This window comes from Arthrobacter sp. SlRoot2-15 (genome assembly GCF_059739345.1).
Genome location: NZ_AP046058.1, coordinates 3,289,249 through 3,307,646, shown reverse-complemented (window position 1 = coordinate 3,307,646; position 18,398 = coordinate 3,289,249). Strand labels below are relative to the sequence as shown.

The 18,398-nt window shown below is 68.7% G+C and carries 18 protein-coding genes and 1 tRNA gene; 7 read left to right on the top strand and 12 right to left on the bottom strand.

Annotation, left to right across the window (positions count from 1 at the left end; translation table 11 throughout):
- Positions 1–109: 109 nt before the first annotated feature.
- A complete protein-coding gene (locus tag AC6I9V_RS15320) occupies positions 110–838 on the top strand; it encodes a FadR/GntR family transcriptional regulator (RefSeq protein ID WP_497900033.1) in 729 nt (242 codons plus the stop codon).
- A gap of 193 nt (positions 839–1,031) precedes the next feature.
- Here the strand turns inward: AC6I9V_RS15320 and AC6I9V_RS15315 are convergent, their stop codons facing one another.
- From AC6I9V_RS15315 to AC6I9V_RS15295, 5 genes are all read right to left on the bottom strand, one after another.
- Complete coding sequence (locus tag AC6I9V_RS15315) at positions 1,032–1,322, bottom strand: hypothetical protein (protein WP_497900032.1); 291 nt, start codon at positions 1,320–1,322, stop codon at positions 1,032–1,034.
- A gap of 117 nt (positions 1,323–1,439) precedes the next feature.
- Positions 1,440–1,515: transfer RNA gene (locus AC6I9V_RS15310), tRNA-Val, on the bottom strand.
- A 100-nt stretch (positions 1,516–1,615) separates the two neighbouring features.
- Positions 1,616–2,536 carry an NAD-dependent protein deacetylase gene (locus AC6I9V_RS15305; protein ID WP_497900031.1) on the bottom strand — a complete coding sequence of 307 codons (921 nt, stop codon included), beginning with the start codon at positions 2,534–2,536 and terminating at the stop codon, positions 1,616–1,618.
- An 18-nt stretch (positions 2,537–2,554) separates the two neighbouring features.
- Entirely contained in the window at positions 2,555–3,058 is a 504-nt protein-coding gene (locus tag AC6I9V_RS15300) for a peroxiredoxin (RefSeq protein ID WP_497900030.1), read from the bottom strand.
- Entirely contained in the window at positions 3,055–3,474 is a 420-nt protein-coding gene (locus AC6I9V_RS15295; protein ID WP_146337308.1) for a DUF3052 domain-containing protein, read from the bottom strand. The genes AC6I9V_RS15300 and AC6I9V_RS15295 overlap by 4 nt, the downstream gene beginning before the upstream one ends.
- 435 nt (positions 3,475–3,909) lie before the next feature.
- Between AC6I9V_RS15295 and aceE the strand changes: the two genes are divergently transcribed.
- The 6 genes from aceE to fabF all read left to right on the top strand — a co-directional run bounded on the left by aceE (position 3,910) and on the right by fabF (position 12,042).
- The gene (aceE, locus tag AC6I9V_RS15290; RefSeq protein ID WP_349411438.1) at positions 3,910–6,705 is read left to right on the top strand and encodes a pyruvate dehydrogenase (acetyl-transferring), homodimeric type; all 2,796 of its coding nucleotides are present in this window, start codon (positions 3,910–3,912) and stop codon (positions 6,703–6,705) included.
- 153 nt (positions 6,706–6,858) lie between these two features.
- The gene (locus AC6I9V_RS15285; RefSeq protein WP_349411439.1) at positions 6,859–8,103 is read left to right on the top strand and encodes a PucR family transcriptional regulator; all 1,245 of its coding nucleotides are present in this window, start codon (positions 6,859–6,861) and stop codon (positions 8,101–8,103) included.
- A gap of 88 nt (positions 8,104–8,191) precedes the next feature.
- Positions 8,192–9,121: an ACP S-malonyltransferase gene (locus AC6I9V_RS15280; protein WP_497900029.1), complete on the top strand. Its 930-nt coding sequence runs from the start codon at positions 8,192–8,194 to the stop codon at positions 9,119–9,121.
- A complete protein-coding gene (locus AC6I9V_RS15275; protein ID WP_497900028.1) occupies positions 9,118–10,179 on the top strand; it encodes a beta-ketoacyl-ACP synthase III in 1,062 nt (353 codons plus the stop codon). The genes AC6I9V_RS15280 and AC6I9V_RS15275 overlap by 4 nt, the downstream gene beginning before the upstream one ends.
- A 145-nt stretch (positions 10,180–10,324) precedes the next feature.
- Positions 10,325–10,570 (top strand): acyl carrier protein, encoded by a 246-nt coding sequence (locus AC6I9V_RS15270; protein WP_138769033.1) that lies wholly within the window; start codon positions 10,325–10,327, stop codon positions 10,568–10,570.
- Between the two features lie 236 nt (positions 10,571–10,806).
- On the top strand, positions 10,807–12,042 hold the full coding sequence (gene fabF, locus AC6I9V_RS15265) for a beta-ketoacyl-ACP synthase II (protein WP_349411442.1): 1,236 nt from the start codon (positions 10,807–10,809) through the stop codon (positions 12,040–12,042).
- A 146-nt stretch (positions 12,043–12,188) separates the two neighbouring features.
- Here the strand turns inward: fabF and AC6I9V_RS15260 are convergent, their stop codons facing one another.
- The 7 genes from AC6I9V_RS15260 to rnhB form a co-directional block, all read right to left on the bottom strand.
- The gene (locus AC6I9V_RS15260) at positions 12,189–12,692 is read right to left on the bottom strand and encodes a DUF3145 domain-containing protein (protein ID WP_136322385.1); all 504 of its coding nucleotides are present in this window, start codon (positions 12,690–12,692) and stop codon (positions 12,189–12,191) included.
- Between the two features lie 313 nt (positions 12,693–13,005).
- On the bottom strand, positions 13,006–13,932 hold the full coding sequence (locus AC6I9V_RS15255) for a tyrosine recombinase XerC (RefSeq protein ID WP_497900027.1): 927 nt from the start codon (positions 13,930–13,932) through the stop codon (positions 13,006–13,008).
- A 157-nt stretch (positions 13,933–14,089) separates the two neighbouring features.
- A complete protein-coding gene (gene dprA / locus AC6I9V_RS15250; RefSeq protein ID WP_497900026.1) occupies positions 14,090–15,277 on the bottom strand; it encodes a DNA-processing protein DprA in 1,188 nt (395 codons plus the stop codon).
- Positions 15,278–15,345: 68 nt separating this feature from the next.
- Positions 15,346–16,893, bottom strand: coding sequence for a YifB family Mg chelatase-like AAA ATPase (locus tag AC6I9V_RS15245; protein ID WP_497900025.1), 1,548 nt, complete (start codon positions 16,891–16,893; stop codon positions 15,346–15,348).
- Positions 16,894–17,250 carry a YraN family protein gene (locus AC6I9V_RS15240; RefSeq protein ID WP_349411446.1) on the bottom strand — a complete coding sequence of 119 codons (357 nt, stop codon included), beginning with the start codon at positions 17,248–17,250 and terminating at the stop codon, positions 16,894–16,896.
- A gap of 92 nt (positions 17,251–17,342) precedes the next feature.
- Positions 17,343–17,669 (bottom strand): DUF2469 domain-containing protein, encoded by a 327-nt coding sequence (locus AC6I9V_RS15235; RefSeq protein WP_056426737.1) that lies wholly within the window; start codon positions 17,667–17,669, stop codon positions 17,343–17,345.
- A gap of 42 nt (positions 17,670–17,711) precedes the next feature.
- Positions 17,712–18,395: a ribonuclease HII gene (gene rnhB / locus AC6I9V_RS15230; RefSeq protein WP_497900024.1), complete on the bottom strand. Its 684-nt coding sequence runs from the start codon at positions 18,393–18,395 to the stop codon at positions 17,712–17,714.
- Positions 18,396–18,398: the final 3 nt, after the last annotated feature.

Sequence of the window (18,398 nt, the reverse complement as noted above, 5' to 3'; positions counted from 1 at the left end):
GCGGTGCCCACGTGGCGGAATACGGCGCGTCACAAACAGTCTATGTTTTTCCGCGGCCCGGGTGCCTTCTGCCGCCGGGACTGCGAGCTGCGCCACTATGCTTACGTTTATGTCAACCAGCCTCCATCACCGCGCCATCGAGCACCTGGGGGCGCGGATTGTCACCGGCGAACTCCCCGCCGGCCACGTCATGCTGGCCGAGCACCTTGAGGACGAACTGAAGGTCTCCCGCTCGGTGGTCCGCGAGGCCGTGCGCGTGCTGCAGTCCCTGGGCCTGGTCGAGACCATCAAACGCGTCGGCATCCGGGTGCTGCCCGCCAGCCGCTGGAACCCCTTCGATCCGCTCGTGATCCGCTGGCGCCTGGCCGGCGAGGGCCGCGGCGCGCAGCTGCGCTCCCTGGCCGAACTGCGCACCGCCGTCGAACCTGTTGCCGCCGAACTGGCGGCCGTCAACGCCCCGGACGAACTGCGCAGCGAGCTTGTGGAAATTTCGCACGCGATGCGGGAGGCAGGGGTGGCCGGCGACGTACCGCTATTCCTGGACCTGGACATCAAGTTCCATTCCCTCCTGCTGACAGGATCGGGCAACGAGATGTTCGCCAACATGGTGGGCCAGGTCGCCGAGACCCTGACCGGGCGCACCGTCCACGGCCTGATGCCGGACCACCCAAGGACCTCGGCGCTGCAGTGGCATGTGGACGTAGCGGAGGCGATCGCGGCCGGCAACGGCGTCGCGGCCCGCGAAGCCTCGGACAAGATCATGCGCGAGACGATCGCCGACATGGAGCCAAGCTGGCGGGACCAGCCGCGGGTGTTCGTCCCGGTCCAGCCCCGCTAGGCCGACAATCCGGGCCGGGTCCGGCCGCAATTAGTCCGTTCTGTGGCGTAATTCAACCGCTAAGCGTTTCACATTTGGACGCATCCACGGTATATTTTTTACAAGCCTTCCACCGCGGCATCCCCCAATAGTCGCGGTGGAAGGCTTTTCCATTGCCTGGACCATTTTCCTTTGCCCGTGGGCCGCCAGCCACTCAGGCCGCGTCCGCCACCGCTTCCCGGAGCCTCCAGCCTCCGCCGAGGCCGTCCCGGATGATCTCCATTGTGGTCAGCGCCGATCCGCCGTTCCGGCCCAGCCTCGCCTGGACCTGCCACACCTCGACGTCGACCCGGCTCAGGCCTTTCGGCATCCGGCGCTCGGCCTCCCACCAGCTCACCCGCTCGAACCAGCGCACCGGCTCGGCGCCCACCAGCCATTCGCGGCCGGCGCGGACCACCGCCAAGGGGTGTCCGTCCGGGCCGGTCTTCACGATCACATGTTCCATGCCAGTGACGGTACGGACGGGGACCGACATTTTCCTGGCCATTGAAACCCGGGCCATGGTGACAGCAAAAAACCCCGCCGCGGCCGGCCTTCTGGCCTGCTGCGACGGGGTTTTCCTTGGTGGGTCCTACCGGGATCGAACCGATGACATCCACGGTGTAAACGTGGCGCTCTACCAGCTGAGCTAAAGACCCAAGGTGTTGTTTCCGCACTTCAATGCGTCAACCAACGAACAATGACTCTACCGGAACCGGCCGGGGAAACGCCAATCGGCGGGGCCCCGCCAGGCCGATGTCAGAGGGCCGGAAGTTCGGCAGCCAGCCAGGTCAAGGCCTCGCTCACGCCGGCCTCCAGCTTGATGGTGGCCAGGTCATCGCCGCGGGTCTGGCCCCGGTTGACGATCACCACGGCTTTACCCTGCTTCGCCGCGTGCCGGACGAACCGCAGCCCGCTCATCACGGTCAAGGACGACCCCGCCACCAGCAGGGCCCCGGCCTCGTCCACCATGGCGTAGGAGCGCTCCACCCGGTCCTTGGGGACGTTCTCGCCGAAGTAGACAAAGTCCGGTTTCAGCGTGCCGCCGCAGGCCGGGCAGTTCGCGACGACAAAACCGGCGATCAGCTCCGCGTCCTCCACGGTGGCGTCGGCGTCGGGAGCCATTTCCACGACTCCGGCGGCGAGGGCGTCGGCGAGGAACCCGGGGTTCAGTTCCTCCAGCACACCGGCCAGCAGCGAGCGGCTGTAGCGGCGCTGGCAGCCCAGGCAGGCCACCCGGTCGAAGCGTCCGTGCAGGTCCACCACGTTGATGCTCCCGGCGTCCTCATGCAGCCGGTCCACGTTCTGCGTGATCAGGCCGGTGAGGAGTCCGCGGTGTTCCAACCGGGCGGCGGCAACGTGGCCGGCATTGGGGTCGGCCCGGCGCAGGTGCGACCAGCCGATATGGTTCCGCGCCCAGTAACGCCGGCGGTTCTCGGCAGCGCCAACGAACTCCTGGTAGGTCATCGGCGCCCGGGGAGCGGCGCCGGGACCGCGGTAGTCCGGGATGCCCGAATCCGTGCTCAGCCCCGCACCGGTCAGCAGCGCGAACCTCTGGCCTGCGAGGACATCATGGATTTCCGCCAGAACCTCCAGCTCGCTGCGTTCGGGTTCGGCGGCGGCGACCGGCGGCAGGCTGGCGAAGCCAGTCATGCCCACGCCGGGCCGCCGCTGCCTCATCGCGTCAGTTCCCCGCCGTCAGTTCCCCGTGAGTCCTGCCAGGGCAGCGCGGTATTCGGCGAAGTCCCGGGCCTGGCCGCGGGGGTTCACGACGACATAGCGGACGATGCCGTCGGCGTCGATAATGAACGTGCCGCGCCTGGCCATGCCGCTCTCCGGATCAAAAACGCCGTACTGCTCCGCCACCGCCCCGTGCGGCCAGAAGTCCGCGAGCAGGTCGAAGGTGTAGCCTTCCTTTTCCGCGTAGGCGCGCTGGGCGAACTTGCTGTCCACCGACACCCCGAGGACGGCGGCGTCGGCAGCTTCGAAAAGCGCGAGGTTGTCGCGAAGTTCGCAGAGTTCGCCCGTGCAGATGCCGGAGAAGGCAAAGGGGAAGAACACCAGGACCACGGCGCGTCCGCGCAGGTCCGAGAGCCGGACGGGCTCGCCGAACTGGTTGACCAGCTCAAAGTCAGGGGCGGGCACGCCGACGGCCGGCACGGCCGTGGGTGAAGCCGCCGTTGCGGGGGCCGGTTGGCTCACTTGTTCTTCCGCGTGACCAAGCGGGTGGCACTCCAGTCCTTGGAGACGCCGGCGGAGGTGGTGTAGTGCAGCCCTGCGGTGGGGGCCGCGTCCTGGATGTCCGCCGGCGAGACGTAGCCGACCCGTCCCGACTTGGGCGTCAGCACCCAGACCACGCCGCCCTCGGTGAGGGTGGTCCGCGAGCCGACCAGGGTGTCTACGAGGTCGCCGTCGTCGGAGCGCCACCAGAGGATCACGGCGTCGACAACCTCATGGTCGTCCTCGTCGAAGAGCTCCGAACCGGTGAGGTCCTCGATGTCGTCACGCAAGTCGAAGTCGACGTCGTCGTCATAACCGAATTCCTGAATCAGATCTCCGTTTTTGAAACCCAATTTTTCCGCCACATTCACCGAAGTGGCGGCGTCGGCCTCGCTCACGTGTTGCTCCTATGCTGTTTGTTCATTTGCTGGTTATACGTACACGGATACTGCTTGGTAAGTCCAGTGGTGCTAGTGATTTCCATTACTACAAGCCAACACCCTTTGGGCCTTTGCTTCAAGCTGCAGGGGCCGCGATCCGCCATATTCTGCGTCACACCGGCCGTTCCGGGGGCCCTGGGGAGGCTCCACGTCACAGAACCAGTATGCCCGTGAAATACGACGGCGGCCCCATGGGACAGCTACGCATCCGCGGACGCACACGGCTAGAGTGGCTGATGACGACTATGCCTGCGCGGGCGACTGCCCGCTACTACACACAGGCATGGTTGTGATTGGACCTAGCCCGGCGTACAGGACCGGGCTGTTGTTACCGATATGTCGCACACGTCGCGTTCACGCCAGGCAGTTACCCTGCCGGAGCTGAGGGTGCCGATGAATGCGCTCAAAGAGAGGTTGGACGTGGCTGCAGGAGAAGATACCTCCCATATCCTCAGCGGGTTGACTAACCAGCTGCCTGATCGTGATCCGGAAGAGACCGCCGAATGGCTGGAGTCCCTGGACACCCTGATTCAGGAACAAGGCACCGAGCGTGCCCAGTACATCATGCGGAGCCTGCTCCAGCGGGCCGGCGCCCAGAGCGTGGGCGTGCCGATGGTGACCACCACCGACTACGTCAACACCATCCCGGTGGACCAGGAAGCGCCTTTCCCGGGCGACGAGGAGATTGAACGCAAGTACCGCGCCTGGCTGCGCTGGAACGCCGCCGTGATGGTGCACCGCTCCCAGCGCCCTGAAATTGGCGTCGGCGGGCACATCTCCACCTACGCGGGCGCCGCGACCCTCTACGAGGTCGGCTTCAACCACTTCTTCCGCGGCAAGGACCACGCCGGCGGCGGAGACCAGGTCTTCTTCCAGGGCCACGCCTCCCCCGGCATGTACGCCCGCGCCTTTATGGAAGGCCGCCTCACCGAGGAGGACCTGGACGGCTTCCGCCAGGAGAAGTCCAAGGAGGGCCACGCGCTCTCCAGCTACCCGCACCCGCGCCTGATGCCCGAGTTCTGGGAGTTCCCCACCGTATCGATGGGCATCGGCCCGATGAACGCCATCTACCAGGCGCAGTCGAACCGCTACCTGCACAACCGCGGCCTCAAGGACACCTCCGACCAGCAGGTCTGGGCGTTCCTGGGCGACGGTGAAATGGACGAGCCCGAGTCCCGCGGCCTGCTCCAGCTCGCCGCGAACGACAAGCTGGACAACCTCAACTTCGTCATCAACTGCAACCTGCAGCGCCTCGACGGCCCGGTCCGCGGCAACGGCAAGATCATGCAGGAGCTCGAAGCGTTCTTCCGCGGCGCCGGCTGGAACGTCATCAAGGTCGTCTGGGGCCGTGAGTGGGACAACCTGCTCGCCAAGGACGAAGACGGCTCGCTGGTGAAGATCATGAACGAGACGGTCGACGGCGACTACCAGACCTACAAGGCCGAATCCGGCGGGTTCGTCCGCGAGCACTTCTTCGGCAAGACCCCGCAGACCAAGGACATGGTCGCGGATATGACGGACCAGGAGATCTGGAACCTCAAGCGCGGCGGCCACGACTACAACAAGGTCTACGCCGCGTACAAGGCCGCCACCGAGTTCAAGGGCAAGCCCACGGTCATCCTGGCCCACACCGTCAAGGGCTACGGCCTGGGCACCCACTTCGAGGGCCGCAACGCGACCCACCAGATGAAGAAGCTCACGCTGGCGGACCTCAAGGCCTTCCGCGACCACCTGCGCATCCCGATCACGGACGAGCAGCTCGAGGCCGACCCGTACCAGCCGCCGTACTACCACCCCGGCGCCGACGCCCCGGAGATCCAGTACCTGATGGAACGCCGGCGGGCCCTTGGCGGGTTCGTTCCGGAACGCCGCTCGAAGCACACCGACGTCACCCTGCCGGGCGACAAGGCGTACGAGGTCGCCAACCGCGGGTCCGGCAAGCAGCAGGCCGCCACCACCATGGCGTTCGTGCGGCTGCTCAAGGACCTGATGCGGGACAAGGACTTCGGCACCCGGATCGTGCCGATCATCCCCGATGAGGCGCGCACCTTCGGCATGGACGCGTTCTTCCCGACGGCGAAGATCTACAACCCGAACGGCCAGAACTACCTGTCCGTGGACCGCGACCTGGTCCTGGCGTACAAGGAATCCATTGCCGGCCAGATCGTGCACGCGGGCATCAACGAGGCAGGTTCGGTTGCCGCCTTCACCGCCGCGGGCACCTCCTACGCCACGCACGGCGAACCGCTGATCCCGATCTACGTGTTCTACTCGATGTTCGGTTTCCAGCGCACCGGCGACTCCTTCTGGGCCGCCGCGGACCAGATGACCCGCGGGTTCATCATCGGCGCTACCGCCGGTCGCACCACGCTCACCGGCGAAGGCCTGCAGCACGCCGACGGCCACTCCCCGATCTTGGCCTCGACCAACCCGGCCGTCGTCACCTACGACCCGGCCTACGGTTACGAGATCGGCGTAATCATGCGTGACGGGCTCAACCGGATGTACGGTCCCGGCGAAGCCGGAAAAGAAATTGCGGACAACGACCCGTCGCGGAACGTGATGTACTACATCACGGTCTACAACGAGCCGATCGTCCAGCCGCCGGCTCCGGCGGAGCTCGACGCCGAGGGCATCATCAAGGGCATCTACCTGCTGGCGCCGGCCAAGATCGACGGCCCGCGCACGCAGATCCTCGCCTCCGGTGTGTCGGTGCCTTGGGCCCTCGAAGCCCAGCGGATCCTGGCCGAGGACTGGGGCGTCTCCGCCGATGTCTGGTCCGTGACCTCCTGGACCGAACTGCGCCGCGACGCGATGGCCGCCGAGGAAGACGCCTTCCTCAACCCGGGCCAGCCGGCGCGCGTCCCGTTCGTCACCGAGCAGCTCGCCGGAGCCACCGGCCCGATCGTGGCGGTCTCGGACTACATGAAGGCCGTCCCGGACCAGATCCGGCAGTTCATCCCGAACGAGTTCGCCTCGCTCGGCGCCGACGGATTCGGCTTCTCGGACACCCGCGCCGCAGCGCGCCGCTTCTTCAAGAACGACACCCACTCGATTGTGGTCCGTTCGCTGCAGATGCTGGCCCGCCGCGGCGAGGTCGACGCCCAGGCCCCGGCCCAGGCCATCGAGAAGTACCGTCTGCTCAACGTCAACGCCGGCACCACCGGCAACGCGGGCGGCGACTCCTAGAGCCGGCCGAACAGCGCACGACGGCGGTTCCCACCACGGTGGGGGCCGCCGTCGGGCGTTAACGGCTGCGCCCGAGCACTGTGATCCGCGACAACGCGCGTTGTAGCCTTTGCACAAATGGAGCTTGGCCGGCCGGCACCGTATGCTCGTTGCATGGCAGAGCCCACCACCACCCCCGCAAAACGCAAGCCGTCCGTGCGGGCCCTCACCCCGGAGAAGGCTGAGACGCTGAAAAAGCTCCGGTCCAGCGTGGGCCAGCTGTCCACGACGACCCTGCGCCAGCTGGAGGCCTCGCTGCCCTGGTACAGCCGGCTGAACTCCGACGAGCGCTCCGCCCTGGGCATGGTCGCGCAAAACGGCATCGCAGCTTTCGTCACCTGGTTCGAGCGGCCCAGCTCCCCCTCGTGGATCCTCTCCGACGTCTTCGGCACCGCACCGACGGAACTGACCCGATCGATCAGCCTGCAGAAGGCGCTGCAGCTGATCCGGATCGTCGTTGAGGTGGTCGAGGAACAGGTGCCGATCATCGCCCCCGAGGCCGACCAGGCCGCGCTGCGCGAGGCCGTGCTGCGCTACTCGCGCGAGGTGGCGTTCGCCGCCGCCGACGTCTACGCCCGCGCCGCGGAGACCCGCGGCTCCTGGGACACCCGGCTGGAAGCACTCATTGTCGATGCGATCCTGCGCGGTGAAAACACCGACGCGCTGCGCTCCCGGATCGCCGCACTGGGCTGGAAAGCCCAGGAACGCTTCACCGTGATGGTGGGAAATTCGCCGTCGGAACCGAGTGCCAGCTACGTCAGCGAGCTCCGCCGCACCGCCGGGCGCTTCGCCGAGGACGCCCTCGTCGGCATCCAGGGCGACCGGCTGATCCTGATCCTCGGCGGGGTGCAGGACCGCGAAACGGCCTGCCAGAAACTGAGCGAACTCTTCGCGCCCGGACCGGTGGTCTACGGAGCCGAAGCCGGCTCGCTGCTGGAGGCCAGCAGCTCCGCCCAGTCGGCCTTCGCCGGGCTGACCGCGGCCCGGGCGTGGCCTTCCGCTCCACGCCCCGTGGCGGCCGATGACCTGCTGCCGGAGCGGGTGATCTCCGGCGACGACGCCGCCCGGCGTTCCCTGGTCAAGAACATCTACCGGCCCCTGCTCGCGGCGTCCAACGGCCTCGTGGAGACCCTCGGGACCTACCTGGAACTCGGGCATTCGCTCGAGGCGACGGCCCGCGAACTCTTCGTCCACGCCAACACCGTCCGGTACCGGCTCAAACGCGTCTGCGACGTCACCGGCTGGGATCCGCTGATCCCTCGGGAGGCTTTTGTGCTCCAGGCTGCGTTGGTGGTGGGCCGGCTTTCGACCCCGCCAAGGCCCACCGCGGAGCGCCAGCCGTCCCGTAACAACTCCTGACCCGTTGTAGACTTCCTACAAACTGACCCAGTGAGCTTGGTGCATGAGAGTACCGATGAATCACGCGGCAATTTGGAAAGCTGGATACGTGCTTGCAATCGTTTGCCCTGGACAGGGCTCCCAGACCCCTGGTTTTCTAGCCCCCTGGCTGGAACTGCCATCCGTCGCAGGCCAGCTGGCCTCCTTTAGCGAAATCGCAGGCATCGACCTCACCGCCCACGGAACCACCTCCGACGAGGAAACCATCAAGGACACTGCCGTCGCGCAGCCCCTGATCGTCGCCGCCGGCCTGGTGACCGCCAAGGCCCTCTTCGACGTCGAACTCGGCACCCTCCCGGTCATCCTGGCCGGGCACTCGGTCGGCGAGATCACCGCCTCGGCCCTGGCCGGCGTCCTGACCGAGACCGAGGCCATGACCTTCGTCCGCGAACGCGCCAACGGCATGGCGGCCGCCGCCGCTGCCACCCCCACCGGCATGAGCGCCGTCGTGGGCGGAGACCCCGCCGACGTCCTGGCCGCGATCGAGGCCTGCGGGCTCACCCCCGCCAACGTCAACGGCGCCGGCCAGACCGTCGCCGCCGGCACCCTGGAGCAGCTCAAAGCCCTCGCCGAGAATCCGCCGGCAAAGGCGCGCGTGATCCCGCTGAAGGTCGCCGGGGCATTCCACACCTCGCACATGTCCCCCGCCGTCGCCGCGCTGCAGGCCCTGCGGCCCTCGCTGCACCCGCGGGACCCGCAGGTCCCCCTGCTGTCCAACTTCGACGGCGCCGAGGTCACCGACGGCGGCGCCGCCGTCGACAGCCTGATCGCCCAGGTCTCGCGCCCGGTCCGCTGGGACCGCTGCATGGAGACCCTCGTGGCGCGCGGGGTGACCGGCGTGATCGAACTGGCGCCCGCCGGGACGCTGGCCGGCCTGGCCAAACGCGGCATGCCCGGTGTGAAGACCGTTACCGTCAAGACCCCGGATGACCTTTCCGCCGCCTTGGCCCTATTCGCAGAACTGGAGGGAGGGCAATGAGCACTCCAACCCTGAAGCAGGCTCCGCTGCAGGAGCACACCCGGGTGATGGGCGTCGGCGCCTACCGGCCCAGCGTCATCGTCACCAACGAGGACGTGTGCCAGTGGATCGATTCCTCCGATGAGTGGATCCGGCAGCGCACCGGCATCATCACCCGGCACCGCGCCCCCGCCGACGTCAGCGTGATCGACATGGCCGAGGGCGCAGCCCGCGAGGCCCTGCAGAAGGCCGGCATCGACGCTTCCGCGCTCGGCGCCGTGATCGTCTCCACCGTGACGCACCCCTACGCGACCCCCTCGGCCGCCGCCAGCCTGGCCGACCGGCTCGGCGCCACCCCGGCACCGGCGTTCGACATCTCCGCGGCCTGCGCCGGCTACTGCTACGGGATCGCGCAGGCGGACGCCCTGGTCCGCTCCGGCGCGGCCAAGTACGTGCTGGTGGTCGGCGCGGAGAAACTTTCCGACGTCATCGACAACACCGAACGCACCATCTCCTTCCTGCTCGGCGACGGCGCCGGCGCCGTCGTCGTCGGCCCCTCCGACACCCCGGGCATCGGCCCGTCGGTGTGGGGCTCGGACGGCAGCAAGTGGGACGCCATCGGCATGACCCACTCGATGCTGGACATCCGGGAGCTGGCGCTGGCCGGCAAGCGCGACGCCGCGCTCAGCGAGGGCGAGGCCGCCGTGACCGAGGCGGCACTGTGGCCCACGCTGCGCCAGGACGGCCAGACGGTGTTCCGCTGGGCGGTCTGGGAAATGGCCAAGGTGGCCCAGCAGGCGCTCGACGCCGCCGGCATCCAGGCCGAGGACCTCGCGGCCTTCATCCCGCACCAGGCCAACATGCGGATCATCGACGAGATGGCCAAGAAGCTCAAGCTTCCGGAGACCGTCAAGGTCGCCCGGGATATCGCCGAAGCAGGCAACACCTCGGCAGCCTCCATCCCCCTCGCAACCCACCGCTTGCTGCAGGAAAACCCTGAACTGAGCGGCGGACTGGCCCTGCAGATCGGCTTCGGAGCCGGACTGGTCTTCGGCGCCCAGGTGATTGTGCTTCCCTAGGCGGCCACCGTACTTCTCGAGCTGCTGGCATCCCCGACAGCACGGATTCCCGAACCAAGCCGAACCCTCGGTTTGAATCATTTCGCCAGAATCTCCCGGCACAACCACCGGAAGCGGACGGCACCAACAAGAAAAGGAGCCATCAATGGCTAGCAACGAAGAAATCCTGGCCGGCCTGGCTGAAATCGTCAACGAAGAGACCGGCCTGGCCCCCGAGGCTGTCGAAATGGACAAGTCCTTCACCGAGGACCTGGACATCGACTCCATCTCCATGATGACCATCGTCGTCAACGCCGAGGAAAAGTTCGGCGTGCGCATCCCGGACGAAGAGGTCAAGAACCTCAAGACCGTCGGCGACGCCGTTAGCTTCATCGCCAGCGCCCAGGCCTAATTCCGCCTGAGCCTTGGTTCCGGCCCCGCGGGCCGGAGCTGTGGCCGGTCCGGGGCGCTCCAGCGGCCCCGGACCGGAACCCACCGCTGGACGCCTTTCTTGCATGACCGCTGAGTTCTCTTCAGCATGACCGCTGAGTTCTCTTCAGCATGACCACCGAGTTTTCCCCACGCACGCCCCGGCCTCCCCTCACCGGGTTCCGGACACGGCAGGCGCACCGACGAAAGAGTGATCCCATGGCACGCAAAGTAGTCATTACCGGTCTGGGTGCCACCACACCCATTGGCGGCGATGTCCCCACGATGTGGAAGAACGCGCTGAAGGGCGTCTCCGGAGCGCACACGCTTGAGGACGACTGGGTAGCCAAGTACGAACTGCCCGTGCACTTCGCGGCACGCGCCTCCACCCCCGCCCTCGAAGTCCTGAGCCGGGTCGAGGCCAAACGCATGGACCCGTCCACGCAGTTCGGCGTCATCGCCGCCCGCGAGGCCTGGGCCGACGCCAACATCACCGAGGTCGACCACGACCGCCTCGCCGTCGCCTTCGCGACCGGCATCGGCGGCGTGTGGACGCTGCTGGACGCCTGGGACACCCTGCGTGAAAAGGGCCCGCGCCGCGTCCTGCCGATGACCGTGCCGATGCTGATGCCCAACGGCGTCGCGGCCGCGGTCAGCCTGGACCTGGGTGCCCGCGCCGGCGCCCACACCCCCGTCTCCGCCTGCGCGTCCGGCACCGAAGCCGTTCACATGGGACTGGACCTGATCCGCTCCGGGAAGGCCGACGTCGTCGTCTGCGGCGGCGCCGAAGCTGCTATCCACCCGATGCCGATCGCCGCCTTCTCCTCGATGCAGGCACTCTCCCGCCGCAACGACGATCCCGAGCACGCCTCGCGCCCCTACGACCGCGACCGTGACGGCTTCGTCATGGGTGAGGGCGCCGGTGCCCTGGTCCTCGAGGCCGAGGAGCACGCGATCGCCCGCGGCGCCCGGATCTACGCCGAGCTCGCCGGCACCTCGGTGACCGCCGACGCCTACCACATCACCGCCCCGGACCCGGAGGGCCTCGGCGCCACCCGTGCGCTGAAGGCGGCCATGTTCGACGGGCGGATCCAGGCCGAGGACGTGGTGCACGTCAACGCGCACGCGACGTCCACTCCGGTCGGCGACAAGCCCGAGTACACCGCGCTCAAGGCCGCCCTCGGCAAGCATGTGGACGACGTCGCGGTCTCGGCCACGAAGTCGCAGATGGGGCACCTGCTGGGCGCCTCCGGTGCGGTGGAGGCCGTGCTGACCGTGCTGGCCGTGTACGAGCGCAAGGCGCCGGTGACGATCAACCTCGAGAACCAGGATCCCGAGATCCCGCTCGACGTCGTCACCTCCGAGCGGGCCTTGCCCGGCGGCAGCATCGTGGCGTTGAGCAACTCCTTCGGCTTCGGCGGCCACAACGCCGTCATCGCCGTCCGCAGCATCTAAGTCGCTTGGCCCTGGGCCTTCGGGTCCGGACGCCAAAACGACAGATGGCGGCAATGTTCCTCGTGAACATTGCCGCCATCTGTCGTTTGGCGTTGCTATGGAGTGTTTAGTGCAGGGTAGTGCGCTGGAGGTTAAGCGGCGGACGCTTAGCCGACCTGGTGGAGCCAGCGCACGGGGGCGCCTTCGGCGGCGTGCCGGAAGGGTTCGAGTTCCTCGTCCCAGGCCTCGCCGAGTGCCAGGGAGAGCTCGTGGTAGACCGCGGAGGGGTCGCCGGCGCCGGATTCGTAGGCGTAGCGGATGCGGTCCTCGGAGACCATGATATTGCCGTGCACGTCCGTGACGGCGTGGAAGATGCCGAGCTCGGGGGTGTGCGACCAGCGGCCGCCGTCGACGCCCTGGCTGGGCTCCTCGGTGACCTCGTAGCGCAGGTGCGCCCAGCCGCGGAGCGCAGACGCCAATTGAGCCCCCGTGCCCGGGGTTCCGGTCCACGACAGCTCGGCCCGGAACATTCCGGGCGCGGCGGGCTGGGCAGTCCACTCAAGGTCCGTCCGCTTGTCCACGACAGACCCAATGGCCCACTCAACGTGGGGGCACAGGGCGGTCGGGGCCGAGTGAACGAACAGGACACCGCGGGTTAGTGCAACAGACATTCCATCCTCCATAGCTATAGGTACGTCTTCCCCAACGACCTCTGCCTGGATGCCTGTCTGCTGCGTGAATCCGCGTGCGGGGCGTTTGCCCCTGCCAGACTATTCAGTTTCTTTGAAACCACATGGTGCAAAAAATAGGTCCGGACCTCAGGTGGTGGAACGATGCTCAAGAGCTTCAAGAACCACTTGAAAGTTGCCGGGCGTGAGTCTTATTCTGCCGTACCCCGCCTAATTACGCCAGTGCAATTCCGCGCGTCGTTTCCGGCGCGTCGTTTTGGCCAGCGGGGGGGTACGGACGGGGTCCGGGCGGCCATCAGGCGCGCGGGTGGGCCTGCTGGTAGCTTTGCCGGAGCCTGTCGACCGAGACGTGGGTATAGATCTGGGTGGTCGCCAGGCTGCTGTGGCCGAGGATTTCCTGCACGGCCCGCAGGTCCGCCCCGCCGTCGAGCAGGTGCGTCGCCGCCGAGTGCCGCAGCGCGTGCGGGCCCGTCGCCGAGGTGTCCCCCAGCCCGTCCAGCAGCCCCTTCACGACACTGCGGACCTGCCGCTGGTCCACCCGCTTGCCGCGCGCGCCCAGGAAGAGCGCGGGTCCCGATTCGGCCGCAGCCAGGGCCGGGCGTCCGCGGCGCAGCCAGTCGTCGACGGCGAGCGCCGCCGGGAGGCCGTACGGAACCGTCCGTTCCTTATTGCCCTTGCCGAGCACACGCAGAGTCCGCCGGTCCGGGTCGAGGTCGTCGACGTCGAGCCCGGCGAGCTCCCCGACGCGGACACCGGCGGCGTACAGCAGTTCCAGCATCGCGCGGTTACGCAGGGCCATCGGTTCACCCTCGGCCGCGGCGGATTCGGCCCGGGCCACGAGCCGCTGGACCTGCCCCTGCTGCAGCACGCCGGGCAGGGACTTTTCCCGCTTCGGGGCCTTGAGCCGCAGGGCCGGATCGGCCGTGATGAGCTCCTCGCGGACGGCCCACGCGGTGAAAGCCCGGGCGGTGGCCGCACGCCGGGCCAGCGTGGCGCGGGACATCCCCGCTTCGCTCTGGGCACCGAGCCAGCGGCGCAGCGTGCCGAGTTCAAGATCAGCGAGGTTCTCCGCGTTTTCCGAGACCGCATGTGCCAGCAGGCTGCCGACGTCGGCGAGATAGGCGCGCACGGTGTGGGCCGAGCGGCCGCGTTCCGCTTCCAGGTAACGTCCGAAGCCGTGGGCGGCCCCGGCGAGCGCTGCGGGAAGTTGCTGGGAGGACACCCTCCAACTCTCCCAGCAATTAGTCCGGCACCGGCGCAGCCCGGCGGCGCGTCGCGGAGCGTGACCGTGGCTGGACTGTGCTGCGCTGTGCTGTGGCGGGGCCGTCGCGATTCACCGCCCGCCCCGCCGCAGAGCCGCACTAACGTGCCCACCGTCATCACCCGGCTGCGGAGGCGCGCTTCCAACCGCCATGGCGTGATTCGGCCAAGCCCAGCAGTCCGAGCCGGCCCAGGCCCGCCCTGACCGATTCAGGGCTCAGCCCGGCGACCGTGGCGAGCTTTTCGACGGTGCTCGTGATCCGCAGCGGGAGGGCGTCCAAGAGGATCAGGTCCTCGAGGGTGAGGCCGTCGTGGGCTTCCACCCGGCCGGACCCGGGTTCCGGCAGGGAGTCTCCGCTGGGTGAGGCGAGTTCCGCGATCTCGGCGGCGTCCGTGACGCAGACGGCGCCGCCTTCGCGCAGCAGACGGTGGCAGCCGGCGGAGTTGGCGCTGTGGACCGACCCGGGAACCGCACCGACGGCCCGGCCCAGGGTCTCGGCGTGGTGGGCGGTGTTGAGCGCACCGGATCTCCACCGCGCCTCCACCACTACGGTCACGGCGGCAAGAGCGGCGATGAGCCTGTTGCGTTGTAGAAAGCGGTAGCGCGTGGGCGCCGAGCCCGGCGGGACCTCGGCCAGCACAGCGCCCTGGTTGGCCACGGTCCGGAGCAGGTCCTCGTTCCCGGCGGGGTAGAACCGGTCCACACCCCCGGCCATGACGGCGATGGTCGGCAGGCCTTCCGTGGCGCCGGCCAACGCGGCCCGGTGGGCGTGGGCGTCGATGCCGTACGCGCCGCCGGAGATGATCGTGAAGCCGCGTTGCGCCAGCGAATAAGCGAGGTCACCGGTGACGGCGGACCCGTAGGCGGTGCTGTCCCGGGATCCGACCAGCGCGATGGCCTTGTTCACCGCCGGCAGTTCCTGTTCCACGCCGCGCCACCAGAGGCAGAGCGGTTCCTGCAGCCCCAGGTCGGCCAGCTGGCGGGGCCACAGGTCATCCGCCGGGATGAGCAGACGGCCGCCGAGCCGCTGCATGGTGGCCAGGTCTCGTGCCGGTGCAAGGTCCGGAACCCGCGGCGCCCAGCGTTTCATGGCCATGCCCAGGCCGGCCCAGCCGCCTCCTGCCCCGTTCTCTTCCAGCGCCCTGGCCAGCTCCTGCTCCAGGCCTGGGCCGGCCGCCAGCTGCCCGGTGGCGATCCTCAGGGCGTCCTCCGCCCCGGCGACCCGGACCAGGGCCAGGCCGGCGGCGTCCTGGGGTTCCAGGAGCCGGGACAGGGCGGCCCGGGCCGTCCTTTCATTCTCTGTCATGGTGCTGCTTTCCCTTCACGCGATGGTTCTCCTTACGGGAAATGCTGGTGATTGTGCAGGGGTGGTAGTCAGGCCGCAGCCGCAGTGGCCTGACGGAGGCCGAGTGCCTGGCCGATGTCGTCTGCCTCGGGACTGTCACGGCCGGCGAGATCCGTCAGGGTCCACGCCAGGCGGAGCACGCGGTCGTACCCCCGGGCCGTCAGGGACCCGCGTTCCAGCGCATGGTCGAGGATCCGCGTGGTCGGTCCGGGCAGGCGCAGCGGACCGCGCAGCACCCGTCCCGGTACCTGCGCGTTGGTTTCCAGCCCGAGGGGACGCAGCCGCTCCAGCTGGCGCTCCCGGGCGGCCTGCACCCGGGCGGCGATGTCCGCGGTTCCCTCTTCGGCGCGGGGCTGGCCGAAGTCCGCCAGTGCCACGCGTTCGACCTCCAGCTGGATGTCCACCCGGTCCAGCAGCGGCCCGGACAGCCGGGCGAGGTAGCGGCGCCGCATGATCGGGGTGCAGGTGCAATCCACGCCCTTGCCGGAGGCTTTGCCGCAGGGGCAGGGGTTGGCCGCAAGGACCAGCTGGAACCGGGCCGGGTAGGCGGCCGTGCCCGCCGAGCGGTGGATGACCAGTTCACCGCTTTCCAACGGCTGCCGGAGCGCGTCCAGGACCCTGCGCTCGTACTCGGGGGCTTCGTCCAGGAACAGCACACCGCGGTGCGCCCGGGAGGCCGCACCCGGCCGGGGCAGCCCGGAGCCGCCGCCGATGATGGCGGCGGCGGTGGCGGTATGGTGCGGGTTTTCGTACGGGGGCCGGCGCAGCAGCGTCACGGAGGCGGACGTGAGGGAACTGAGCGAGTGGATGGCCGTCACTTCCATTGCTTCCCGGTCCCCGAGGTCCGGGAGCAGGCCGGGCAGGCGCTCGGCCAGCATGGTCTTGCCAGCCCCCGGCGGCCCGGTCAGCAGCACGTGGTGCGCCCCGGCGGCCGCCACTTCCAGCGCCCGGCGGCCCTCCCTCTGGCCCGAGACGTCGCACATGTCCGGCGCCAGCGGTGCCGCAGCAGTTCCGCCGGCGTCGTCCGGCTCCTCGTCCTCCGGCTCAAAGTCCAGTGCCAGGTCCTGCGGGTCGGCACCGAAGTCAAAGGCCAGCCGGGCCAGGGTCCGATAGCCACGGACCCTGGCGCCGGGGACAAGCTCGGCTTCGGCCGCGTTGGCGTGGGCCACCACCACGTCGGGATAGCCTGCCTGGACAGCGGCCATCACGGCCGGGAGGATGCCACGGACCGGCCGCAGCCGTCCGTCCAGGCCAAGCTCCGCGATGAAGACCTGCCGGCCGGTGGGGCGGATGTCGTTGGCGGCCAGCAGAACCGCCATGGCGATGGACAGGTCGAAGCCGGACCCGCGCTTCGGCAGGGACGCCGGGATCAGGTTCGCGGTGATCTTGCGGCGGCTGAGCGGGATGCCCGAATTCTGGGCCGCGGAGCGGATCCGTTCCTTCGCCTCGTTGAGCGAGGCATCCGGGAGACCGAGGATCACGAAGGCGGGCAGGGTTTGGCCGATGTCCGCCTCGACCTCGACGATGTAGCCGTTCAGCCCCACCAGCGCGACAGAATACGTCCGTCCCAGCGCCATCTACCCCACCCCCTTGAGGTGTTCGATGGCCGGGCCGCCGGTGCCGTCGTCGAGCACGGCGATGACATCCACGCGGCGCAGCGGCATTCTCAGTTCATGGTCCCGGCACCATGCGGAGGCCAGCCGGTGCAGCCGGGCCAGCTTGTCCACGCCCACGGCCTCGAAGGGGTGGCCGTAGGCGAGGGATTTGCGGGTCTTGACTTCGGCGATGACCAGGGCGTCGCCGTCGAGCGCAACAATGTCGATCTCGCCCTCGGGGCAGCGCCAGTTGCGGTCCACGATCCGCATGCCCTGGGCCTCGAGGAAGCCGGCGGCAAGTTCCTCACCGCGCCGGCCCAGCACGTCCTTAGCTCTCATGCCTCCAGCGTGGAACGCGGAACGGCCAGGACGCGGACAAGACTTTGGCTATGTGGGTAACTCAGGCTCCCCAGACGCCAGATAGCCCGGAATCAGTTCCCCAGGCCCTCCACCTTGGGCAGGGCGAGCTCCTCGCTGCGCGGGAGTTCCTCGACGTTGACGTCCTTGAAGGTGATGACGCGGACGCTCTTGACGAACCGGGCGGAGCGGTACACGTCCCAGACCCAGGCGTCCTGCAGGGTCAGATCGAAGTAGACCTCGCCGTCGGCGCTGCGCGCCTGCAGGTCCACGTGGTTGGCCAGGTAGAAACGCCGCTCGGTCTCGACCACATAGCTGAACAGCCCGACGACGTCGCGGTATTCGCGGTAGAGCTGCAGCTCCATGTCGGTTTCATAGTTTTCAAGGTCCTCGGCACTCATGGTTCCATCTTGCACCATCGGGCGCCGGGCGCGCGCCACGGCTCAGTCGCCGAGCAGCTGCCAGCTCACCCGGTGGTACGGCGTGGGGCCGGCGGCGCGGAGCGCGTCCTTGTGCGCGGCGGTGCCGTAGCCCTTGTTCTCGTTCCAGCCGAACGCCGGGTACTCGGTGTGCAGGGCGGCCATCCGGCGGTCGCGTTCGACCTTGGCCAGTACCGAGGCTGCGGCCACACTGAGGCACTGCATGTCCGCCTTGACCAGGGTGTGGACCGGCGCGTCGCAGCCGGGCTGCTCCGGGGCGTCGTCGGGGTCCGGGTCGAACAGCGAGGCCTGCGCGACGGGCGAAAGCCAGTTGTGGCTGCCGTCCAGCAGCACCACGTCCGGCGTCACGCCGGCGGCCAGCACCGCGGACCAGGCGCGGTTCCCGGCCAGCCGGAGCGCGGCGATGATGCCGAGCGCGTCGATTTCCGCGGCGGAGGCGTGCCCCACCGCGGAAGCGACGCTCCAGCTGCGCACCAGCGGCTCCAGCCGCTCCCGGTCCGCCACCTTGAGCAGCTTGCTGTCCCGCACATCGGCGAGCAGCGTCTGCCGGTGCAGGTCCACGACGGCGATCCCGACGCTCACCGGTCCGGCCAGCGCGCCGCGGCCCACCTCGTCGATCCCGGCGAGCAGCCGGGCACCGGAGCTCCGGAACCGGCGCTCGTAGTCGAGAGTGGGGGCTTCGGACACGGC